16 protein-coding genes are annotated in these 19,728 nt (G+C 49.3%); 9 read left to right on the top strand and 7 right to left on the bottom strand.

Translation table 11 applies throughout. The annotated features are described in order from the left end of the window. Positions 1-87 precede the first annotated feature (87 nt). A complete protein-coding gene (locus ACYVIY_RS11995; protein ID WP_460976593.1) occupies positions 88-1,062 on the bottom strand; it encodes a helix-turn-helix transcriptional regulator in 975 nt (324 codons plus the stop codon). 105 nt (positions 1,063-1,167) lie between these two features. Here ACYVIY_RS11995 and ACYVIY_RS11990 point away from each other — a divergent pair, with 105 nt between their 5' ends. Beyond that, entirely contained in the window at positions 1,168-1,932 is a 765-nt protein-coding gene (locus ACYVIY_RS11990; RefSeq protein ID WP_460976592.1) for a cupin domain-containing protein, read from the top strand. 66 nt (positions 1,933-1,998) lie between these two features. On the opposite strand, the gene ACYVIY_RS11985 is transcribed toward ACYVIY_RS11990, so the two are convergent. Further along, a complete protein-coding gene (locus ACYVIY_RS11985) occupies positions 1,999-3,138 on the bottom strand; it encodes an acetamidase/formamidase family protein (RefSeq protein ID WP_460976591.1) in 1,140 nt (379 codons plus the stop codon). Positions 3,139-3,377: 239 nt separating this feature from the next. Between ACYVIY_RS11985 and ACYVIY_RS11980 the strand changes: the two genes are divergently transcribed. The 4 genes from ACYVIY_RS11980 to ACYVIY_RS11965 all read left to right on the top strand — a co-directional run bounded on the left by ACYVIY_RS11980 (position 3,378) and on the right by ACYVIY_RS11965 (position 7,795). Then, entirely contained in the window at positions 3,378-4,487 is a 1,110-nt protein-coding gene (locus tag ACYVIY_RS11980; RefSeq protein WP_460976590.1) for an alpha/beta hydrolase, read from the top strand. Between the two features lie 155 nt (positions 4,488-4,642). Next, a complete protein-coding gene (locus tag ACYVIY_RS11975; RefSeq protein ID WP_460976589.1) occupies positions 4,643-5,146 on the top strand; it encodes a hypothetical protein in 504 nt (167 codons plus the stop codon). Positions 5,147-5,312: 166 nt separating this feature from the next. After that, positions 5,313-5,765 (top strand): DoxX family protein, encoded by a 453-nt coding sequence (locus tag ACYVIY_RS11970; RefSeq protein WP_460976588.1) that lies wholly within the window; start codon positions 5,313-5,315, stop codon positions 5,763-5,765. A 404-nt stretch (positions 5,766-6,169) separates the two neighbouring features. Next, positions 6,170-7,795 carry an ABC-F family ATP-binding cassette domain-containing protein gene (locus ACYVIY_RS11965; RefSeq protein ID WP_460976587.1) on the top strand — a complete coding sequence of 542 codons (1,626 nt, stop codon included), beginning with the start codon at positions 6,170-6,172 and terminating at the stop codon, positions 7,793-7,795. Positions 7,796-7,854: 59 nt separating this feature from the next. On the opposite strand, the gene ACYVIY_RS11960 is transcribed toward ACYVIY_RS11965, so the two are convergent. Next, positions 7,855-8,247, bottom strand: a complete 393-nt coding sequence (locus ACYVIY_RS11960) for a DUF5991 domain-containing protein (protein WP_460976586.1) — start codon at positions 8,245-8,247, stop codon at positions 7,855-7,857. Between the two features lie 40 nt (positions 8,248-8,287). Further along, entirely contained in the window at positions 8,288-8,548 is a 261-nt protein-coding gene (locus tag ACYVIY_RS11955; RefSeq protein ID WP_460976585.1) for a hypothetical protein, read from the bottom strand. A gap of 310 nt (positions 8,549-8,858) precedes the next feature. Between ACYVIY_RS11955 and ACYVIY_RS11950 the strand changes: the two genes are divergently transcribed. Together ACYVIY_RS11950 and ACYVIY_RS11945 are read left to right on the top strand one after the other, a co-directional pair. Further along, complete coding sequence (locus ACYVIY_RS11950; RefSeq protein ID WP_460976584.1) at positions 8,859-9,500, top strand: FISUMP domain-containing protein; 642 nt, start codon at positions 8,859-8,861, stop codon at positions 9,498-9,500. A 461-nt stretch (positions 9,501-9,961) separates the two neighbouring features. Beyond that, positions 9,962-12,526 carry a family 20 glycosylhydrolase gene (locus ACYVIY_RS11945; RefSeq protein WP_460976583.1) on the top strand — a complete coding sequence of 855 codons (2,565 nt, stop codon included), beginning with the start codon at positions 9,962-9,964 and terminating at the stop codon, positions 12,524-12,526. A 212-nt stretch (positions 12,527-12,738) separates the two neighbouring features. Here the strand turns inward: ACYVIY_RS11945 and ACYVIY_RS11940 are convergent, their stop codons facing one another. Beyond that, positions 12,739-13,665: an SGNH/GDSL hydrolase family protein gene (locus tag ACYVIY_RS11940; RefSeq protein WP_460976582.1), complete on the bottom strand. Its 927-nt coding sequence runs from the start codon at positions 13,663-13,665 to the stop codon at positions 12,739-12,741. Between the two features lie 29 nt (positions 13,666-13,694). Further along, positions 13,695-14,522: an alpha/beta hydrolase gene (locus ACYVIY_RS11935; protein ID WP_460976581.1), complete on the bottom strand. Its 828-nt coding sequence runs from the start codon at positions 14,520-14,522 to the stop codon at positions 13,695-13,697. 271 nt (positions 14,523-14,793) lie between these two features. On the opposite strand from ACYVIY_RS11935, the gene ACYVIY_RS11930 reads away from it, so the two are divergent. Then, on the top strand, positions 14,794-16,956 hold the full coding sequence (locus ACYVIY_RS11930) for a beta strand repeat-containing protein (protein WP_460976580.1): 2,163 nt from the start codon (positions 14,794-14,796) through the stop codon (positions 16,954-16,956). A 749-nt stretch (positions 16,957-17,705) separates the two neighbouring features. Here ACYVIY_RS11930 and ACYVIY_RS11925 read toward each other — a convergent pair. Continuing rightward, positions 17,706-18,050 (bottom strand): winged helix-turn-helix transcriptional regulator, encoded by a 345-nt coding sequence (locus tag ACYVIY_RS11925; protein ID WP_460976579.1) that lies wholly within the window; start codon positions 18,048-18,050, stop codon positions 17,706-17,708. Between the two features lie 137 nt (positions 18,051-18,187). Between ACYVIY_RS11925 and ACYVIY_RS11920 the strand changes: the two genes are divergently transcribed. After that, complete coding sequence (locus ACYVIY_RS11920; RefSeq protein ID WP_460976578.1) at positions 18,188-18,817, top strand: nitroreductase family protein; 630 nt, start codon at positions 18,188-18,190, stop codon at positions 18,815-18,817. The last annotated feature ends 911 nt before the right edge of the window (positions 18,818-19,728 follow it).

The raw sequence follows: 19,728 nt of genomic DNA, 5'->3' as shown, positions 1-19,728 counted from the left end.
GGGCTTCAGAGTATCGAATACCAGGTCTTTGTTAGCCACAGTTGCTGACGCGATGTGGTTTGTGTCCCCTATGGATGAGACGGGTAGCTACCGGCTGGGAGAGTAACCGAACCGTTTCTTGAACTCAGCCGAAAAGCTGCTGACGTTGCTATAGCCAATGTAATCGGCGGTTTCCGATACGTTCATGACTTTCTCGGCCAGAAGCTGCCGGGCTTTCTGCATGCGCAGCTGATGGATGTGACCGAAAACGGTGGTATTGAACAGTTCTTTGTACCCTTTCTTCAATTTGAACTCGTTCAGACCGAACTGGTGGGGGATCTGAGCCAGGGTAAGCGGTTCCAGGTACTTGACCTCGATAAAGTCCCGTACTGCGTTTAGTTTTTCTTTGTCGGCCCGGCTCCATTGAGCCTTTACCGGAAGCTGGCTCGCTTGGGCTATGTGGTCAACCTGCAACGCAAATAATTCCAGAAGTTTAGCTTCAATAAACAAGTATCGGGTGAAGCCCTGGAACAGACAGTTTCTAATGGCGTAAATGATTTCGGCCATCCTCGGCTGCACAGCCAGTTGGTCGGGTGAGGCAAAATAGACGTCTTTACGTTCCATACTATCTACCACTCGGTCTAACGCTTTCAGCTCGGAGGAGCCAATCAGATTTTTGAAAAAGGAAAGATTGTACGAAATCTGAAATGCGTCGAAGCAGCCCGAATGAATGATGTGGTCAGCCTGAAAATGGGGATTGTACTGGAGTCCGTGCCGGTTCCGCTTGAAGTCGACATGATCTCTGATATTGGCGAAACGGGACTCGATACCACCACTCAGAATGTACGCCGAGTTTACGTCCTCAACCGACTGCGTATCGCACAAAATCACCGGTCGTTCAGAGTGAACAGACACCTGCATGAGCGTCATGTTCGGCGTTACGACCTGCCCAATACTGCCGACTGCCAGATTCGGCTCTTCAAACGTCATAACGGCTTCGGTATACCGGTCACTGGTATGGACCAGCCGCTGATCCACACGACTGAAAAGGCTATCCCAGTTGTCAGTAACAAGTTTATCCATTTACCCTAAATCGTTATCCGTTTTCCCTAAACTGCTAAGACTTAGAGAAGGACAACTTTGCATAAACAAAGAACAACAAATTCGAACAAAACAAAAACAGATTTTATGCAAGCGTTAATGACTTCCTCGCCAAAGCAAAATGCACTCATCCACGTACTGTCTTTCGTGTTTTATCCGACCGGGGTCTACCGGGTCTGGACAAGAGATCACGCCCTTTGGTTACGGTTATTATACACGTTAGTCGGTTTACCTGTGTTTCTGGTCGTGTTTACTTTTCTGGGCATCATCACGTTTGCCCTGTTTTTGCCCGACCTGGACATGAGTATGGGCGACCGAAAGGACCGAACCATCGTTAATAAAGAAGGAAATTACGCCAGTACCTTTCTGAAAACGGCCTACGACACAAAAGGAGCGTATGAACTGGTGCGGGTTGAAGTGGAGCCGCATGGCGGCAACGGCTGGCATTACCACAAAACCTTCGATGAATTTTTTATGGTTGAGAAAGGGGAAATGACCATCGGCCTGGAAGGGAAAGAAATCAAACTACATGCGGGAGAGAAGGCCTCGGCTAAGAAAACGCAGCTACACTTCTTCATGAACCAGACGGATGAAAAGGCTATTCTGATTGTGAAAACAACCCCAGCGCGAGGTCTTGAGAAATCGGTACGTATCGCCTATGGCCTGGGAAATGATGGGCAATTCAACGGGGAGCTACCCAATAATCCCTGGCACATGGCCTTGCTTTTGGGGTATAGCGAAACCTATCTGGATGGTATCCCGTCTTTCATTCAGGAGCCGATGGTGAAAAGCCTGGCCAAGATTGCCCAATGGAAGGGTGAGGATAAAGACCTCAAAAAGTATTTTGAGTAGTAGCAATGATTTTGCTGACGCGCGGTCCGTCGTTACGAGGCCGCGCGTCAGCCTTCTTTTGAAATACTACGTCCAGTAGCTGAATTTGCGCTTGGTGAATATGGCTTTCGGAATCATGGCGTGAACGCCCAGCGTTTGGTCGACAACCTGGCTTACTTCAAAATCAACGCCCGTGCTGGCAATCGACAGGGCTTCGTTGAACGTAAAGCCCAGCTCATCTTTAATAAACGTAGTCGCTTCCGTAAGCGCGTTCTTCATGGCTTTGTTTAGGTCCTTATCGAGGCCGACGGCTATGAAATGCGTAGGCGTTTCGGCACGGGGCATTTTCAGCGCCTTGCCTTTGTGAACGATGAACTTCGCCGTAAGCGTTAGAGCCGTTTCGATCGCAACACCGCTAACTTCGCCATTGCCCTGCGCGCCGTGACCATCACCCGTGGTGAACAGGCCGCCCGGTACCGAAACGGGCAGGAATAACGTACTACCCTTGGTAAGGTGCTTGATATCTAAGTTGCCACCAAAGAAAGCCGGAGGAATCGAACTGACCCGGCCGGTTTCAGCCGGTGGCGATAAGGCCATAACCCCCATGAACGGCTTAAGCGGTATCTCGACGCCCTCTTTCAACAACGCCACTTTCCGTTTGGCGTCGTAGCGGTACACAAACGTTTCCCGGGACGTAACGGCATCCGGTATACCACCGCCACCGGGCCATACGCTGTTCACGCCAAAATCCGCTGGGAACGTTAAGTCTAGAATCCGAATCTCTAACGTATCGCCGGGCTGTGCGCCATCAATGTAAACCGGACCCGTCAGCATGTGTCCGCGTATGCCCGACGGTTCGGGTTTTACGTTCTTCATAATGGCAATCACCTCCTGGGCGTGCGCATCAATCGGTAACCTATTTTTCTGATAGAACTCTTCCGGATTAGTCCGGCTAACCCCCGACGGATTAACGGTTTGAATTTCGACAACGTCGCCATCTTTGACTTTATAGACGGGTGGTACATCGGCCCCAAAGTAACCGTACACCATGTTCTCAGGCAGCGACCGAACGACATGATCCGGCTTAATACGTATACCCGCAGTCAATGCTGAGTTGGGTTCGCTGGTCAGTAAATCAGATGCGTTGGCTGCCAGGCCACCCAGTGACAGTGTCGCCAAGCTGCTTGCCGCTGTTTTGTGTAAAAATTTGCGTCGAGATGTTTTCATCAGGTTGTATTGATTTCGCTTAGGTAGAAGCGTCTAAGATAAAAAATCGACGCCTAACGCGAAAAGGTAAGCTTCTGCTCCCGACGCTGTACCCCTCCCGACCTCCCCTAGCAGGGGAGGAGTTGAAACTAGGCGCTTGTAAAAGTTCCTCCCCTGCTAGGGGAGGTCAGGAGGGGTACAGTGTCGGATAAGCTAAAGCAATGAGTAGTAAAAATGGGTATAAGTTTTCTTCTACCTCCATGAATCATAGTACTACGTATCGTCGGGTGCGGCAGCTTGCCCGTACCGTTTATTCGCTGTTTCTGCTGAGTGCAGTAGGACTGATAGCCACCACTCCAGCTTATAGTCAGGGTAAGACCGGAAAGGTTGAACGGATAAAAGTGCACGGTAAGGGCCTGGAAGGAAATCTGGCGGGCGATTCGCCCGATCGGAACGTATCAATCTATCTGCCGCCGAGCTATGGAACCGATAAGAACCGCCGGTACCCTGTCATCTACTTCCTGCATGGGTTTACCGACAGTGACGATAAATGGTACGGCTTAACTAAGCATTGGATTAACCTGCCCGCCGTGGTCGACAAAGCGCTGGCTGAGGGTAAATCAAAAGAGTTTATCATCGTGACGCCCAATGCCTACAACCGGTTTTTCGGCAGTATGTATTCGAACTCGGTCACGATTGGCAACTGGGAAGACTACGTGGCCAATGAATTAGTCGCCTTTATCGACAAAAACTACCGCACGATTCCACAAGCCGCCAGCCGTGGATTGGCAGGGCACTCGATGGGAGGCTATGGCACAATCCGCATTGGGCAAAAACACCCCGAAATCTTTTCGAGCCTGTATCTGCTGAGCCCCTGTTGCATGATACCGGCTTCGAACGGGACGAGTAACGCCGATATGGCCGCCAAGATGGAAGGTATTAAGACGCAGGCCGACTTAGAGAAAGCCGATTTCTTTACGAAAGCCATGTTTGCGTCGTCGGCATCATGGTCACCAAATCCAAATAACGGGCCCTTTTACGTCGACCTGCCCACAAAGGACGGCCAACCCCAGCAAATGGTGATCGCGAAATGGACGGCCAACGCCCCGCTGGCAACTCTTGATCAATACATCGGCAATATTAAACAACTGCATGCCTTAGCCTTCGACGCGGGTAACAAAGACGTGAGCATTGCGGCCAACAACAAAATATTAGATAGCATGCTGAACGAGTACAAGATTCCGCACACCTACGAAGAATACGAAGGTGATCACATCAACCGCATTGGTGAACGCATCGAACAGAAAATGCTCCCGTTCTTCACGAGTAATTTATCGTTTGAGCAGGCAAAGGGGTCTAAGAAGCGATAAGAAAAGTCGGGCATTATGTTTATGCGCTCAGTCAGGTTCATAGCCAGTTTGCGTATAGTAGGCTTTTCAAAAGAGAGCTTATCAAGCAGATGGGATAGAGGTTTGTGTTTCGGAAAGCGACTTCACTATTACCTATACGACCTTTATGCACAACTATGATACCGCTTTTTCCTTACTGGAGATTTACTATCCATTCATCGATAAGTCTTCAGGAGGCAATTAACCGATTGGACAAGGCCGTTACTCCGTTCCAACTACGCCTTAGTTATGTATGGGATAAGCCACAAGTATTCATGGGGACCGTTTCGGGAAATGAATTCCGTGTTGAGCGCATCATTCAGTATAGGAATTCATTTGTACCCACTATCTACGGTCGTTTCCTTCCTGCAGAAACAGGCTTGCAGGTTCGTATCGTAATGCTGCTAAGTCCGATCGTACTAATGCTTGGCATTGTATTGGGTTTGGGCGCACTGCCCGTTTTAGCTTCAATTGTATATCGATTTATGATGATTGGCCATTTTGATCAATCACTCAAAGTCCCTACTCTTCTGGTTGTTCTTCTGTATTTGATGTTTACGGGCGGCTTCAGCTATGAAGCTGTTAAAGCTCGTCGATTGTTGAACCGCCTGTTTGAAGCTGAGCTAAGAATAGGCGGTTGAGGGAAAGTTAGAGTTAAGAATAAATACATTGAATGACATAGCGTACCGTTAATAAACACACCCAAAGAACCAATTAGCTGGCGAATTTAGCCGTGATGTTACAAGACTTTGATACATCGACACTGTTTTAGGTTTTTAAATCTAATTGACAACAACTTCAGCGGCTATGGCGTTTTTCGCGGGTTTGGTATTGATTGCAGCGCTGCTGTATGGCGTTGGCTGGGTCACACAGTTCAATTATCTATTGTCTGTTCGGAATGATATGCTGTTGGCAGCTATGGTTATGTTTGTCATGATCGGGATAAGCCATTTGCGCAAACTCGAACAAATGATGTACATGGTGCCAAAGTTCATGCCTAGTGCGCACATGATGGTGTTGCTGTCGGGCGTGGCCGAAATTGGTCTAGGTATCGGTTTGTTGTTTGCCCAAACGCGTACGCTAGCCGCTTGGGGCCTTATCCTGTTGCTGATTGCCATTTTTCCGGCCAACATCAACGTGGCTGTTCATAACTTACCGCCACCGGGTGGCTTACCGGCCAAACCGTGGTACATCTGGTCGCGATTGCTGTTTCAGCCGGTTTATATTCTTTGGATTGTGTACGCCGTCTGGGGTATGTAAGTAGTTATCAACGGTTGTTATGCTGATAGGGAGCTGTTGTTACGTAACAGCGTCCTGCTTGCATCCTAAAGCGGTTACGCTTTATCTTTGTGGCGTCAACGAGAATTCTTCTTTTCCATGTGAGATTTAAGTAAGCAGGATGGGTACCAACCATCGCCCGTTCCGACTTCATAGAACGGTTTGGCAATCTTTCTTGTCAGCTCATCACGTATACGCATAGGCGTGTCGTGACTGCTACTTAATCATCATGTAAGCCATTTCATCTCTCCAGCGAGCAATCAGCTTGCTCCATACACCAGATCGCCATTTCTGTCAGGGCTACTCGATGCGGGCCGCGCCTTGTGGGCTTATTGCTATCTGCGTCTCTCTTCTTCATTTTTCATCCTCTTTCTAGTAGTACAATCATGAGTATTGTCGCTAAGTCACTCGCCTATATCCATCCCGATCGCGAAGTACTGTTTCAGCATATCGACCTGATTATACCAACGGGTACCAAGGCTGCCTTGGTCGGGAATAACGGCTCCGGGAAATCAACCGTATTGCAACTGTTAGCCGGGCGTCTGCAACCCGCCGAAGGAGAAATCAGTCTGTCAGGCACCGTATACTACGTACCGCAGCACCTGGGACAGTACGATACCTACACTGTCGCGCAGGCATTAGGTGTACAGGAAAAGCTGAACGCATTGCATGCCATTCTCGGCGGAGATGCGTCTCCGGAGTATTTCACCAATCTCAACGACGATTGGGACATTGAGGAGCGGGTACAAACCGCCTTTTTCTATTGGCATCTAAAGCACATCGATCTCGCCCAGCGTATGGACTCGTTGAGTGGGGGAGAGAAAACAAAGGTGTTTCTGGCCGGGATAGCCATTCACGAGCCGGCTATTGTCCTGCTGGATGAACCGTCTAACCATCTGGATTCGGCAAGTCGTGATTTACTGTATACGTTCATTACACAGCGTAAAGAAACCATGCTGGTGGTCAGTCACGACCGAGCCCTGCTGAACCAGCTGGACATGACATTGGAACTGAGCAAAAGCGGCATTGAGGTATACGGCGGAAACTATGATTTCTACCAGGCGCAGAAAGAAGGTAAACTGGCGGCCTTGCACGATCAACTGGACGAGCAGGCGAAAACCCTCAAACAGGCCCGGCAAAAAGCCAGGGACGTAGCTGAGCAGCGACAGAAACAGGAGATACGCGGTAAGGCGCATGGCCTGAAACAAGGACTGCCGCGCATTGTTGCCGGTGGACTTCAGCGCAAAGCCGAGCAGAGTACCGCTAAACTGAAGGACGTGCAAACCGATAAAATTAATGATATAGCCGACCATCTTCAGCAGATCCGGTCGCAGATTCAGGAGCACCTCGTGCTGGCGCTCGAATTTCGGAAGTCTGATTTACACAAGGGAAAAGTGCTGGTCGAGGCTAAGGCGATCAATTTCGCATACGGTGTGCATGCCCTCTGGCTTGCCTCACTAAGCTTCCAGATTCGCTCGGGCGACCGAATCCGAATCGCCGGGAACAATGGGTCCGGCAAGACGACACTGTTAAAGTTAATAATCGGCGCGTTGCAGCCGTCGGAAGGAGGGCTTTTCCGGGCGGATTTTCAGCCGGTGTATATCGATCAGGAGTATTCGTTGATCAACAACCAGCGTTCCGTGCTTGAGCAGGTCGAAGCGTTTAACTCGCGTCTATTGCCGGAGCATGAGTTGAAAACGCTGTTGGTGCAGCACCAGTTTTCTCGCGAAAGCTGGGACCGGCTCTGTGCAGGGCTTAGTGGTGGCGAAAAAATGAAGCTTCTGCTTTGCTGTCTGGCTGTCAGCACGGCCGCCCCCGACGTACTCATCCTCGACGAACCCACCAACAACCTGGATGTGCTGAGTCAGCAGATACTCACCAAAGCGATAAAAAGCTTCAACGGCACGGTCCTCGTCATTTCGCACGATCAATACTTTGTCAACGAAATCGATTCGACGATCGAGTTGTACCCTCACCCCCGACCCCTCTCCCCAACGGGAGAGGGGAGATAAAAAACTGGTCGTTCAATCCCCCTCACCCTTTTGGGCTAGGGGTGAGGGGAAACGTATAGCTACTTCGCTTTATGCACAACAATGCCTCCGCTAAATATCTGTTTCCACTGCCAAACGACTTTGCCTTTGTCACGCTTTAAGCTGAAAAGCGGTTTGTTAATATCGACTCGGTCTTTGGCGTAGAAAGCGCCATCAGTAGCGGAGCGGTAATACACATCTAAGGTTGTCGGTGTACCGGTAGCTACACACTCCAGGGTATAGAACGTCTGGATTCCCTCTGCATGAACTTCGCATACATTCATGCCCCTGTACTTGTCTTTTACCCGAATGGTATAGGTTACCCCTTCTTTGTGCTCCCCGGTCCATTTTCCCATCCACCCGTCGGTTCGCTGGAAGCCAATAAACACCATGGCCAGTAGCAGTAAGCCTATAACAGAAACTAACTTAGTCATATCAAAAACGTGTTTATAGATCGCGTCGCGGAATACGCAATCAGGACCGCAAAAAGACATACACCATAAAGCCGACCAGAATGGATTCGATGATCCAAACCGATAGTGTATTGTTGTGGGTCATTCGCCTGACTACCCAATGAAGGCCGAGCGCACCAGCCATGATGGGGATACCAAACATAAATTGCAGGATGTTATTGTCTTGCTTGGGGTTAACGAACCCGTATCCGATCATAATAGCGCCCATAACCGCCAGACCGATCAATGGCGTCAGCAGATTGAAGAACTTTGAAATATCCATCTGTACGAGAAGTAGTTGAGTAGAAGGATACGCATAAGGCTCTGTTTAATAGCGGTCTAAGGTTGAACGGGTATCTATTTTCAACAGCAAACAATTGCTATATGTTTTGAGCAGATCGCTTCCCGGCTGGTTATGGGCTTGCTCTGTTGACAACTCAAACGGCTTTTTTACCAGTTGGGTAAGCTTGTCTTTCCGTAGAAGGTCGTTACTGATTTGGTTTGCGGTGTCTTCTATCGAGAAGGCGTAACCGCGCTGCCTTGAGGTACCACGCGAGGGGAGCGGTTAAGGGATTCCACTTAACACGACGTTTATGTTTACGAAACAAACCGCATCATTTTTGGCTCTTCTTTTTTCACTGGTACTGATGGGAGCCGTTACGTCCTGTAAGAAGGATGAGCAGAACCAGCCCGAGCCAATGCCACAAATTGGTACGATCCTCATCAACGGTAAAGAGTATGCTACCGTTACGGTCGGTAATCAGATTTGGACGGCAACGAATTACGAGGGTACGGGTGGTGTAGCCTACAGAGCTACGAACGAGAAACCCGAATATGGGCGTTATTATACCTACGAAGAAGTAAAAGCGATTACGTTGCCCAGCGGATGGCGGCTACCAACCGTACAGGATTACAAACGGCTTGCCGAAAGTCAGGGATTAATCTTTTCGGGCGATCGGGCTACGGCTCAGGAAGCCAGTAAGAAACTGGTGTCAAAAACCAACTGGCGGACAGTACCCGGTACAAACGCATCGGGTTTCAATGCTTATCCGGCGGGTTACATGTTCAGAGGGGCCGATCCGATCGATGGCGACATCAGCGAGTTCTGGACGGTTGATGGCCATACCTTCAGTATTTTAGAGAGTGCCAACGGTAAAGCCCACAACATTACGTTCTACAAGAACAGCGACGATCCTGAATACCGCTTCAATGTACGGTTCATAAAAACGAACTAGTCTATCAGTGACACCTTAAGTACCAGTCTGCCATTAGTCATAATCGCAGACTGGTACGATGAGATGAGGAGGTTATCCGTACAGTTCAAACACCTATAGGTTTCGCTCCAACGCTTTTCTACGTAATACGTCCTCTGTTAAGTTCATAAAAGCCATTGACTGCAGCGAAACGAAAGAGAACTCAGAAAAGGTCCACTGAGCTAATGAAAAGAGAGGAGTGAAAAAAAGTGAAAAATTAGCTCCGAATTGATTCAGGGTGCACAATAAAACGTAGCAACACCCGTTTATAGATTAATTGATTTGGCGAAAGCCTCATGGTTCTCAACCGTGAGGCTTTTTTTGTGGCAAGTTTGATCGCCTGCCTGATTTCAATTTAGTTTGTTGCGCAATGACCGCTATCTGAAACGTGCTGATTGTGCTCCGGTTACGTTATATCTAGCGTTCTTCTCCCTTTACCCATTATGAAAACCTGTTACCTTGCTGTCTTCGCGTTTTGCTTGTCTTTCTTTGTTAGCTGCTCCCAGACTTCTAAGAATGAAACCACAACGTCAGAGTCGTCGGTCGCTGAGGCCGAGTCGAAACCACTGAAAATAGCGCTGGAGCTTACCGATAATAATTATCAGAATCAAGGCCGTTCGCGCTCGGTGCTAACCCTGACCAACACGGGTGATGAAGACCTGCCCGCTACGGGCTGGAAGCTCTTTTTCAACGGGGGGAATCCAGCCAGCTTCGATTCAACGGTAGCCCGCGTAACCCATTTCAACGGTGATCTCCATTACATCAGCCCCGGCCCTAAGTTTGCGGCTTTGTCGCCCGGCAAATCAACAACGATTGAGGTGTTAGGGGGGCGGCTTCGGAACAAAACTGATTTTCCGGCTGGCTTTTATCTGGTGCTGGATAAGGACCCGAAGCAGGCGTTTCCGGTAGCGGTGACCATCGAGTCCGGCAAAATATTTGAGAAGTCGGATCGGAGTTTGGCCGAACGGACTTACGACGAAAATGCGGCCATAAAGTCTATTCCGGATAACCAGTTGCCCCCCGTATTTCCAACCCCTGCTACGTATCAGGCGCAGGGCGCTCCCTTTGTGCTGGATGATCAGGTCATTATTGTAGCGGAGCAGGCGTTTACCCCAGAAGCTCAATTCCTGGCCCGTAACCTGTCGACTGCATTAGGAAAGGAGCCCACCATTCAGACCCAGGGCTCCGGAAAAACGATTACCCTTCGTAAAAATCCGGCAATCGCGCCAGAAGGCTATGAACTCAGTGTGAGCCAGAGTGGAATAAACGTATCGGCCTCTACCCGCGCGGGTATTTTCTACGGAGTTCAGTCATTGTATACGATGCTTCCGGCAACGGCTCTCTCCGGAAAAGCGGGACCGATCAGCTTGCCCGGCGTTGTGGTGAAAGATGCGCCCCGGTTTGCCTATCGGGCACTTATGGTCGATGTCGCCCGGAATTTCCAGCCGAAGTCAGAAATTCTCAAGGTGCTGGACGTAATGGCGTTGTATAAGCTGAACACCTTCCATTTTCACTTTAGTGACGATGAAGGCTGGCGGGTCGAAATGCCTTCCTTGCCCGAGTTAACCACTGTAGGGTCAAAGCGGGCGCACACCGTCGATGAGCAGGAAAGCATCGTTCCGTCCTACGGATCGGGGCCTACTACGGATAACCGCGCGGGTACCGGTTTCTTCAGCAAGGCCGATTTCGTCGAAATTCTAAAGTACGCACTGGACCGGCATATTGAGGTGATTCCGGAGATTGAATCGCCGGGACATGCTCGGGCGGCCATCAAAGCGATGGATGTCCGCTACAACCGACTTTCGAAAGCGGGAAACAAGACCGATGCCGAACGCTATCTGCTGCGTGATCTGAACGATAAGTCGATTTATCGATCAGTGCAAGGCTGGAACGACAATGTAATTGACGTATCGCTGCCGTCGACCTATACATTCATGGAGCGCGTGGTCGATGATTTGCGGAACATGTACAAAGAAGCCGGTGCACCGCTGAAAACGATTCACTTTGGGGGCGATGAAGTGCCGGAAGGCGTTTGGGCAAAGTCGCCGTCTGTACAGAAGCTGATCGCCGGGAATTCTGCGGTTAAGAACACCGATGATCTGTGGTATTATTATTTTGGTAAGATAGACCAGTTGCTCAAATCCCGTGGGTTGTTTTTGTCGGGCTGGGAAGAGATTGGTCTGAAGAAGGTCACTCAGAATGGCAGGGTCGTCTGGGTGCCGAACGAAGCGTTTGCGTCAAAAAACTTCCGGGTCAATGTCTGGAAAAACAGTCCAGGCTCGGGTGCCGAAGACTTGGCTTATCGCATGGCCAACGCGGGTTATAAAGTGATTCTTACAGGCGTTACGCATCTGTACTTAGATCTGGCTTATACGCAGTCCTCGCAGGAGCCCGGTCAGTACTGGGGTGGGTACGTAGATATCGACAAGCCATTTTACTTCATTCCCTACGATTACCTGCGAAACCTGAAAGATGATGCTACTGGCAAACGGATTAGTCCGTCGATGATTAAAAGCCGGGAAGCTATAACGGAAAAAGGCAAGGCGAATCTGGTGGGTATTGAGTCTCCCCTCTGGGCGGAAACGAACCGAACACCGGAGCAGTTCGAGTACAAGTTGCTGCCCAAACTGTTAGCCGTGGCGGAACGGGCGTGGGCGAAAGACCCTGCCTGGGCAACCGAGAAAAACGAGGCTAAGAGTGGTCAGCTCTACAACCAGGCGTGGTCAACATTTATCAATACCGTCGGCAAGCGCGAGTTGCCCCGCTTAGCTGTCTCTGCAGGCGGATTCCAGTACCGTATACCCGCACCAGGCGTAAAAGTTATGGGCGGAAACGTAGCGGCCAATGTGCAGTTTCCCGGCATGACCATTCGGTACACGACCGATGGAACGGAGCCGACGGTGAAAAGCGCGGTGTACAGCAAACCTATTGCTGCGAATGGTACCCTTAAATTTAAAGCGTTTACTGCTTCAGGTCGATCTGGTCAAACGGTGACGATTGCTGAGTAAGCAGACACGTAGCTTCTTGTCCCATTCACTCTATTGAAAGAGTGAATGGGACATCTTATTTGCTATTGCGATATAGTTTCAATGCCGGACAGCTTGGTATTTATTACGTTAAAAGCTGACGGGCCGTCGTAGCGGGGCTGTGCGTGTCTATGAATTTGATAATATAAATGCGCGGTGTACAGCTTCTCCACGAACTAAAAACATCGAGACCGCTATTTTTTTAATACGGCCTGTATCTGTTGGTCAATGGTGTTATAAATACGTCGCGCTTCGGTCATCGGTACGCCGGTAGCCATTTCGGGGCGTTTGTGTCCGGTAGCGGTAAGCCAGGCGTTTTTCATTACGTTCTGCCGCTGGTTGACCAGGTTCAGAATCTCGTTGCCATGTGGTTTGTCGGCTAATGCTTCCTGAATCGACTCGGCTGTGTCGACCTTTTCGCCGAGGTACAGTAGAACAGGTTTGGCCATTAGCCAATGGCCTTGTTCTCCCGGATGCACACCGTCCTTAGCTAGCTTAAACGTTGGGTCGGTTTTGCGTTTATCGTCCAGAAAGCGGGTCATAGGGAAATGAATATCTGCCACTTCCCATTTAAGCGTGTCTCGCTGAGCTAGCAACCAGTGCGCATAAGCATCTAACGTCCGGTTGTAGCCCTGTGTGCCCAGCTTCGGATCGTCGTGCACGGGTGGCGTCAGGAAAACGATCTGCTTCGCGTTGGTTTTCTCCAGTTCGGCGTGCAGCCATTTCATTCCATTCTGGTAGGCGTTGAAGCGCTCTTCATCCAGCGGCATATAAATGCCATCGTTCATGCCGTAGCAGGCAAACACTACGTCCGGATTTGTCTGCGCCAGTACCCGGCTGAGCCGTTCGTGCAGATCGGGCCGGGGGAATCGACCATCGGCGTGATTGGGTTCGCTCAAACCCGAAACTGTCTCGCTGGGCAGGCCGACGTTGATAAATTCGTACGACTGCTTCGGATAGTGAGTAATCAGATAAGCCTCGATAGCCGACACATACGTACCGGCATAAGTAATGCTGTTGCCCAGGAAAAGGACCCGTTTGGTTCGTTTAGGAAACGGGTTGGCCTGCACCCAGACACTCGCACAAAGCAGAACGAAAACAAGGAGACTTACCGTTCTCATCACGATTGGAGGTTGATACGATACGTCGATTAACCTTGTTTCGGCTTATTGAAAAACTGCCGCATAAAGAGCAATTGGTACGTAATGGCATTGTTCCAGTACGCCCAGTTGTGGCCACCCGGACGGGTAATGTAGTCGTGGGCGATGTTACGTTCCAGCAGCTTGTCGTGTAGGTTGTTATTGACTCGAAAGAAAAAATCCTCAGTGCCGCAGTCGACTAGCAATGCTAACGAACCCGGCGTCAGCAGGTGAAGCAGATTGATGACCGTGTTCTGCTCCCAGCGGTCAGGATTCTGCGCGTAGGTGCCTAAGCGTTTGGCGATGTCCCAGTTGTTGGGAAACGGCCGAATATCAACCCCGCCACTCATGCTGCCCGCTGCGCCAAATACGTCCTGATGCCGAAAGGCTAGGTATAAGGCCCCATGTCCGCCCATGCTCAAGCCCGTGATGGCACGGCCCTGCCGACTTTTGATGGTCTTGTAGTGGCTATCCACCCACGATACCAGCTCATTGGCTACGTAGGTTTCATACCGGAACGACGGATCGGCGGGACTGTCGTAGTACCAGCTGCCAAAGTTTCCATCGGGGCAAACCACAATGACGTTGTTGGCATCAACGGTCTTGTTCAAAGCGGGGGCTTTTTTTGCCCAGTCAGCATAGTTGCCGCTGTAACCATGCAACAGGTACACCACCGGAAACTCGCTGCCATTGGTATATGAATCGGGCGTAATGACTACCGCTTTGATGGTTTTTTTCATCGACGCACTATACGTATCAACGGTATCCACTTTGGCCGCCTGTACACGGCCGATTATAAATAGGAAGCTAAGCAGGAGTAAGGCACGTTTAAGAATCATTTCATTACAATTTTAATCGTTGGTAAAGTAAACGGTTGAGCCTCTGTTTTTAAAACCACCGGCCACAAAATTGAGACTGCAAAGGCACTCACGTGATTAGTCGCTTCGTCGCCACCAGATAAACTGAAGTAGTGTTAACCGCGCTTCCAGTAGAATTTCCTCGGCTTCTGTTGAGTTTTACCCCGGTTCGGTTGAATAAATTTTCGGCTGTGTCACTGGTGCGCTACGTTTGGCCACGTTGACTTTTTGATACACCATTAATCATCCGTCCGTGAAAAAACTAATCTTTACTGGTGCTGCTTTGATCGCACTGGCAATTTCTGCCTATGCCCAGGTTATCAATCAACAGGGGCAGCAACAGTTTGCCCAGCACAATCAATTTGGCCAGAACCAGACCAGCATCATTAACCAGGTGCAAGCGCCAAATGACCCCAACCGCACCAACTACGGCAACTACGCCATCACCTTTCAGGGGACCCCAGCTAATACGGGTGCCAATAGTTTGCTCATCAATCAGAATGACGGTTCTCAGGGAAACCGGGCCGGTATTACGCAAAGCGGAGGACCTGGCAACGAGGCTGGAATCGACCAGAGCGGTGGTCCCGATGGGCTGAGTGGCGGAGGGGTCTCAGTCTCAGCCACGGTTGGCTCGCGGGGTGAAGACGGTAACTTCGCCGGTATATTACAGGTCGGATCGGGTAATATTGCCCTTATTGAAGAGAACAATAATAGTCGCCGAAATACGGCCGAAGCCTATCAGAACGGCAACACTAACCAGGCTGGAATCAGGCAGTCCAACAATTCGATTGGCAACACGGCCTTCGTTAGACAGGGCTTTAGCGAGCAGAACGTGCCTGGTACGCCCGTTAGCGGAGCGCAGGCCATCGTTGTTCAGGGAAAAGAGCTGGCGACAGATGTTAGTTTCGGACCTGCCGTGTCAGAAGCAGTTGGCAATACGGCAAGCATCATCCAGACGGCGAGCGATGTGCAGGCTCAAATTTCGCAGGGAAGTATATTTTATCCAGATCCTTCATTTGGCAGTGGCCGGGCCGAAGGTTCAGAAGCCCAGATTACCCAAACCGCAACCCAGACAGGAGCACTTATCTTCCAGGGGGTGGGCTCAGGCGAGTCCATCGGCAGTAAGGCGAGCGTTACGCAGTCGGCACCGGCTAATATCGGTATTATCATCCAAGGTATTGGGCTAGGAACGGACTACCAAAGTACTGCCACCATTGTTCAGAATGGGGCAGGGAATACGGTACCCAATTCCGCTTTTATCGTGCAGGGCTTGTTGGGAGCCAGTGAATATAATCAGGCCACCATCATCCAGTCGAGTAATGCGGCTAACTCAGCTGCTCAAATATTGCAGGGAAATGACAACATCAGTAGTTTGGAGGGTGGCTCTTTTTCGAGTGGGGATATAGCTCATATTACTCAGAACGGGCAGGGAACGGCGGCTACAATCAATCAGAATACACTTACGACCGGCATTGCTGGGTTCGGCCAAAGCAAAGGCCGGGATAATAAAGCGTTTATTACGCAGGGGGCGGGGGTAGTTGGTAACGGAGATATAAACATTGCAGACGAAGGAAGCTTTACGACCAACCCTGGTGCTACTGGTGTCGCTTTGATTGATCAGGGCGTAAATACGCAGGGCGTTGTGCTTCAGACAAGTCGCAACACGGCAATCATCGATCAGGTGACGGGTTCGGGCCTTAGAGCACACATTGCCCAAGGTTTAGTAGGCACAGATTTCGGCGATGCTGCTGGTAATGTTCTGGGGGCGACTAGCCTTACCGGTACATCTGTGGTTCTGCTTGGATTTACTTCTAGTGACAATGCCGCCAGCATTACCCAGCTTTCGGGTGACAATCACAATGCGAATATCTTCCAGACGGGCCTCTTCAACAAGGCCTCCGTGAGTCAGGCTAATGGTAATGCACATCAGGCCCTGATCGTACAGGCCCAAAGCTCTAACCGGGCGCGGGCCGAGATCAACCAACGCTCAACGGGTAGCAACAACGTAGCCACGATCCTGCAGTTCACCGGCTCCAACGCCGATGGTGTGGGTAGCTTTGGCAATGAAGCGATTATCAACCAGATCGCCGGTTCCAATAACGTGGCCTTTCTCCAGCAGGGGCAGACTGGAGCGGTCTCGTCGTCTAATGATAACTTCATTCTACTGACCCAGAACGGTTCGGGCAACGTAACATATTTCCTACAGACGGGCAACAACAACTTTGCTGACATCGCCCAGAACGGCAATAACAATATCGTGAAGGGGGTGGGGGCTGGTAACGACGTTGCTTTGCAGAACGGCTACAACAACCGGTTGACCTTGGTGCAGAACGGCAACTCGTCGTCTAATCTGGTTTATGAGTACAGCCAGGTGGGCAACAACAACACTCAGGTGGTCACGCAGAACGCTAACTAACGTGAGTTATGAATAAAATGCTAACGCCGGGCGGGCCACAGCGCCAGCAATATATTGCACATAAGCCGATTAACTTAAAAAGGACCCATAATTCATGTTAACTTTAGAAGCTGTTTAGGGTAACATAGAAGACTTTCATGAAGGGATGAAATTTGTGTTTCGCAGCTCAAATTTCATCCCTTCATGGAATTCTTGGATAAAGGAACAGTTGAAAATGGATACTGCCTTACCTAAGTGTAGATCAACAAGGGAAAGAGGGTAAAGTGGAAATGCACGTATTGGTCGATGCCATTTTACACAAGCTAAAAATGGGTTGCCAGTGGCGATAACTATCTGTAAAGCAATTATTTGATAAACAAAGGCTGTAAACTGGCCACAAAGAAAATCCCCAATTGTCACCTCTCCAAGGTTGGCATACTTTGGTCGCTATGCGCCTGCATCGGCCAAAATAGCAGGGCTAATGCACTGCTTGCTACCAGGAAGCTCGACACGCCAGCGGCTTTTAACCAGATGTTTTTCCCGGCGCGTGTAAGAGTCGAAGCACGATAAAAACAGCAGTTGTCAAAAGGGTGTCTGTCGGGTATGGAATACCGAATTTTGTGCCAGTAGAATAGTGTCTGATAAACAAACACTTACAAAAAAGAAAATGCGATTATCGATGCGATACAGCACAAATTGTGTGAAATCGCACCGATTTAATCACGAGCATGCCTGCAACTTTCTTGCATCATTATCTCCAAGACAAGCTTTTAGTGTACTACAGATACCTCATCGTATGAAATTTCCAACGGCTCTTGCAGAATGATCTCCCGGTGCCGTTCTCCCCAGTCAGCGAGTACGCCAATGATTTCTTTAGTCGAATCGCCATACTCAGTCAACTCATAGATCACTGTGATTGGCTTGTCATTCTTGACCGACCTTTTGACCAACCGGTTCATTTCCATCTCCTTCAATTCCCGGCTGAGGACCTTTCCTGATATCCCGCATACATCCCGCAGAAGGTCCGAATACCGCTTAGGACCATATAGTAAGCCTGCGATGATACGTATCTTCCATTTACCTCCTAACACATACATCGCATCATGGATACTCATGATCGCTCTTTTACAATCGTGCGTTGGGGTTGGTGTTATTTTTAACATGGTTACCTTTTTGTCACTATTACTTTTTGCCAGTTAGTGACAAAAGTAAACTAATAGTGCTGAATTTTGCTGAAACAAATGACAGAAAAATGAAGGTTATAGAAAATCTGGAATGGCGTTATGCCACCAAAAAATTCAGCAAAGAAAAAGTCTCGGCAGAAGATCTTGCAAAAATTCTTGAAGCCACAAACCTTTCGGCTTCGTCTACTGGTCTTCAGCCATACCGCGTCTATGTCATAGAAAACGATGCACTTCGGAAGGAACTTGGGGAAGGTTCGTTCAATGCTCAGATTTCGGAGTCGTCGCATCTGTTGGTATTTGCGGCTTTTGATAAAGTAACAGCAGAGCACATTAGTGCCTACATGGCTCATATCGCAAGTGAACGAGGCATTCCTGTAGAGACATTAGCTGACTTTAAGGCGGCATTGATAAGAGGACTTCTGTCGAGATCTGATGAGGAAAATTCGGCATGGGCGGGTAGACAAGCCTATATTGCTTTAGGAACAGCATTGATCGCTGCTGCCGAATTGAAAATCGATTCAACGCCTATGGAAGGTTTTGACGCGACCAAATTTGACGCACTACTAGGCTTACAAGAGAAAGGTCTAAAGTCGGTCGTTGCGCTTGCAATCGGCTATCGTGATCAGGATAATGACCACTTTGCTACGTTGAAAAAAGTCAGACTCCCGCTTGCTGATTTCGCTACTTTCCTTAATTAAAGAGCGGTCGTAATTGATTTTGCTCGTCAGATACGAAATATGATAACTCGTTGTTGAAGGTGACGGATGTGCTGATTTTCAACAACGGGTTATTTAGGTTTTAGCGGGTTACTGATTTTTGATTTGCTGAAATTATACGAAGGTTTTCGAGAATTTAGATCCTTGCCAGTTTGCATTGAAGTGAAAGACTGGTTAAATCGTATCAAATAAAGCCTTTAGTTAATCAGAAAGTCACTTACACATACAGAAAAAGAATACAAGATTCGTTTTAGAACGTGTTGGGGAATTATATTTCGTAATGCGGTTAGAGCCGCTGGAGCATCAGTCGAATTTTAGCCAAATACAACCGACTTACCGAAGATAATAGCCTATACTTGTATTCTTTGGCGATCCGGCGAACGAGATTTGTCCAAGAAATAATGCCGCACTGGCGGACCGGTTCAACTACCCAACGTTTAGCAACGGGCACAAAACCTCGATCTGATTCTGGCCGGGATGCTTTCTCAAACCGGGTCGCCGGAGCGATTGCAGCCCATTGAGGGCCGCCGGGCCGTCGGAGTGGTCAGTGGTTTCCACTGAGAGGTCATGACTCTGTAGTTTGGCGACCACAAAGTTGGCACGACTCCCAACCTTTCTCAATTTCCCAAGTCGCCTATAAACCCTTTCCAAAGCATGAAAATTTGGTAAACCCCGCCTAAGCATCAAACATTATTATTTTGCACATTAACAGATGAACCTCCCTCGCTACGTATAGTAGGTTTCCATAATCTACGCTTTCTTTAGCTGTACAAATCATTACAGGAGAAATAGGTTATGAGCAGAAAACAACTACGTACTGCCGATTATAAAATTCACCATTTTATCCGGATTACAACTAGTTGGCGTCACTGCTTTTGCTTAGGGACCAAGTC

Source organism: Spirosoma knui, from assembly GCF_054780635.1.
This window is presented reverse-complemented; position numbering and strand designations above follow the sequence as displayed.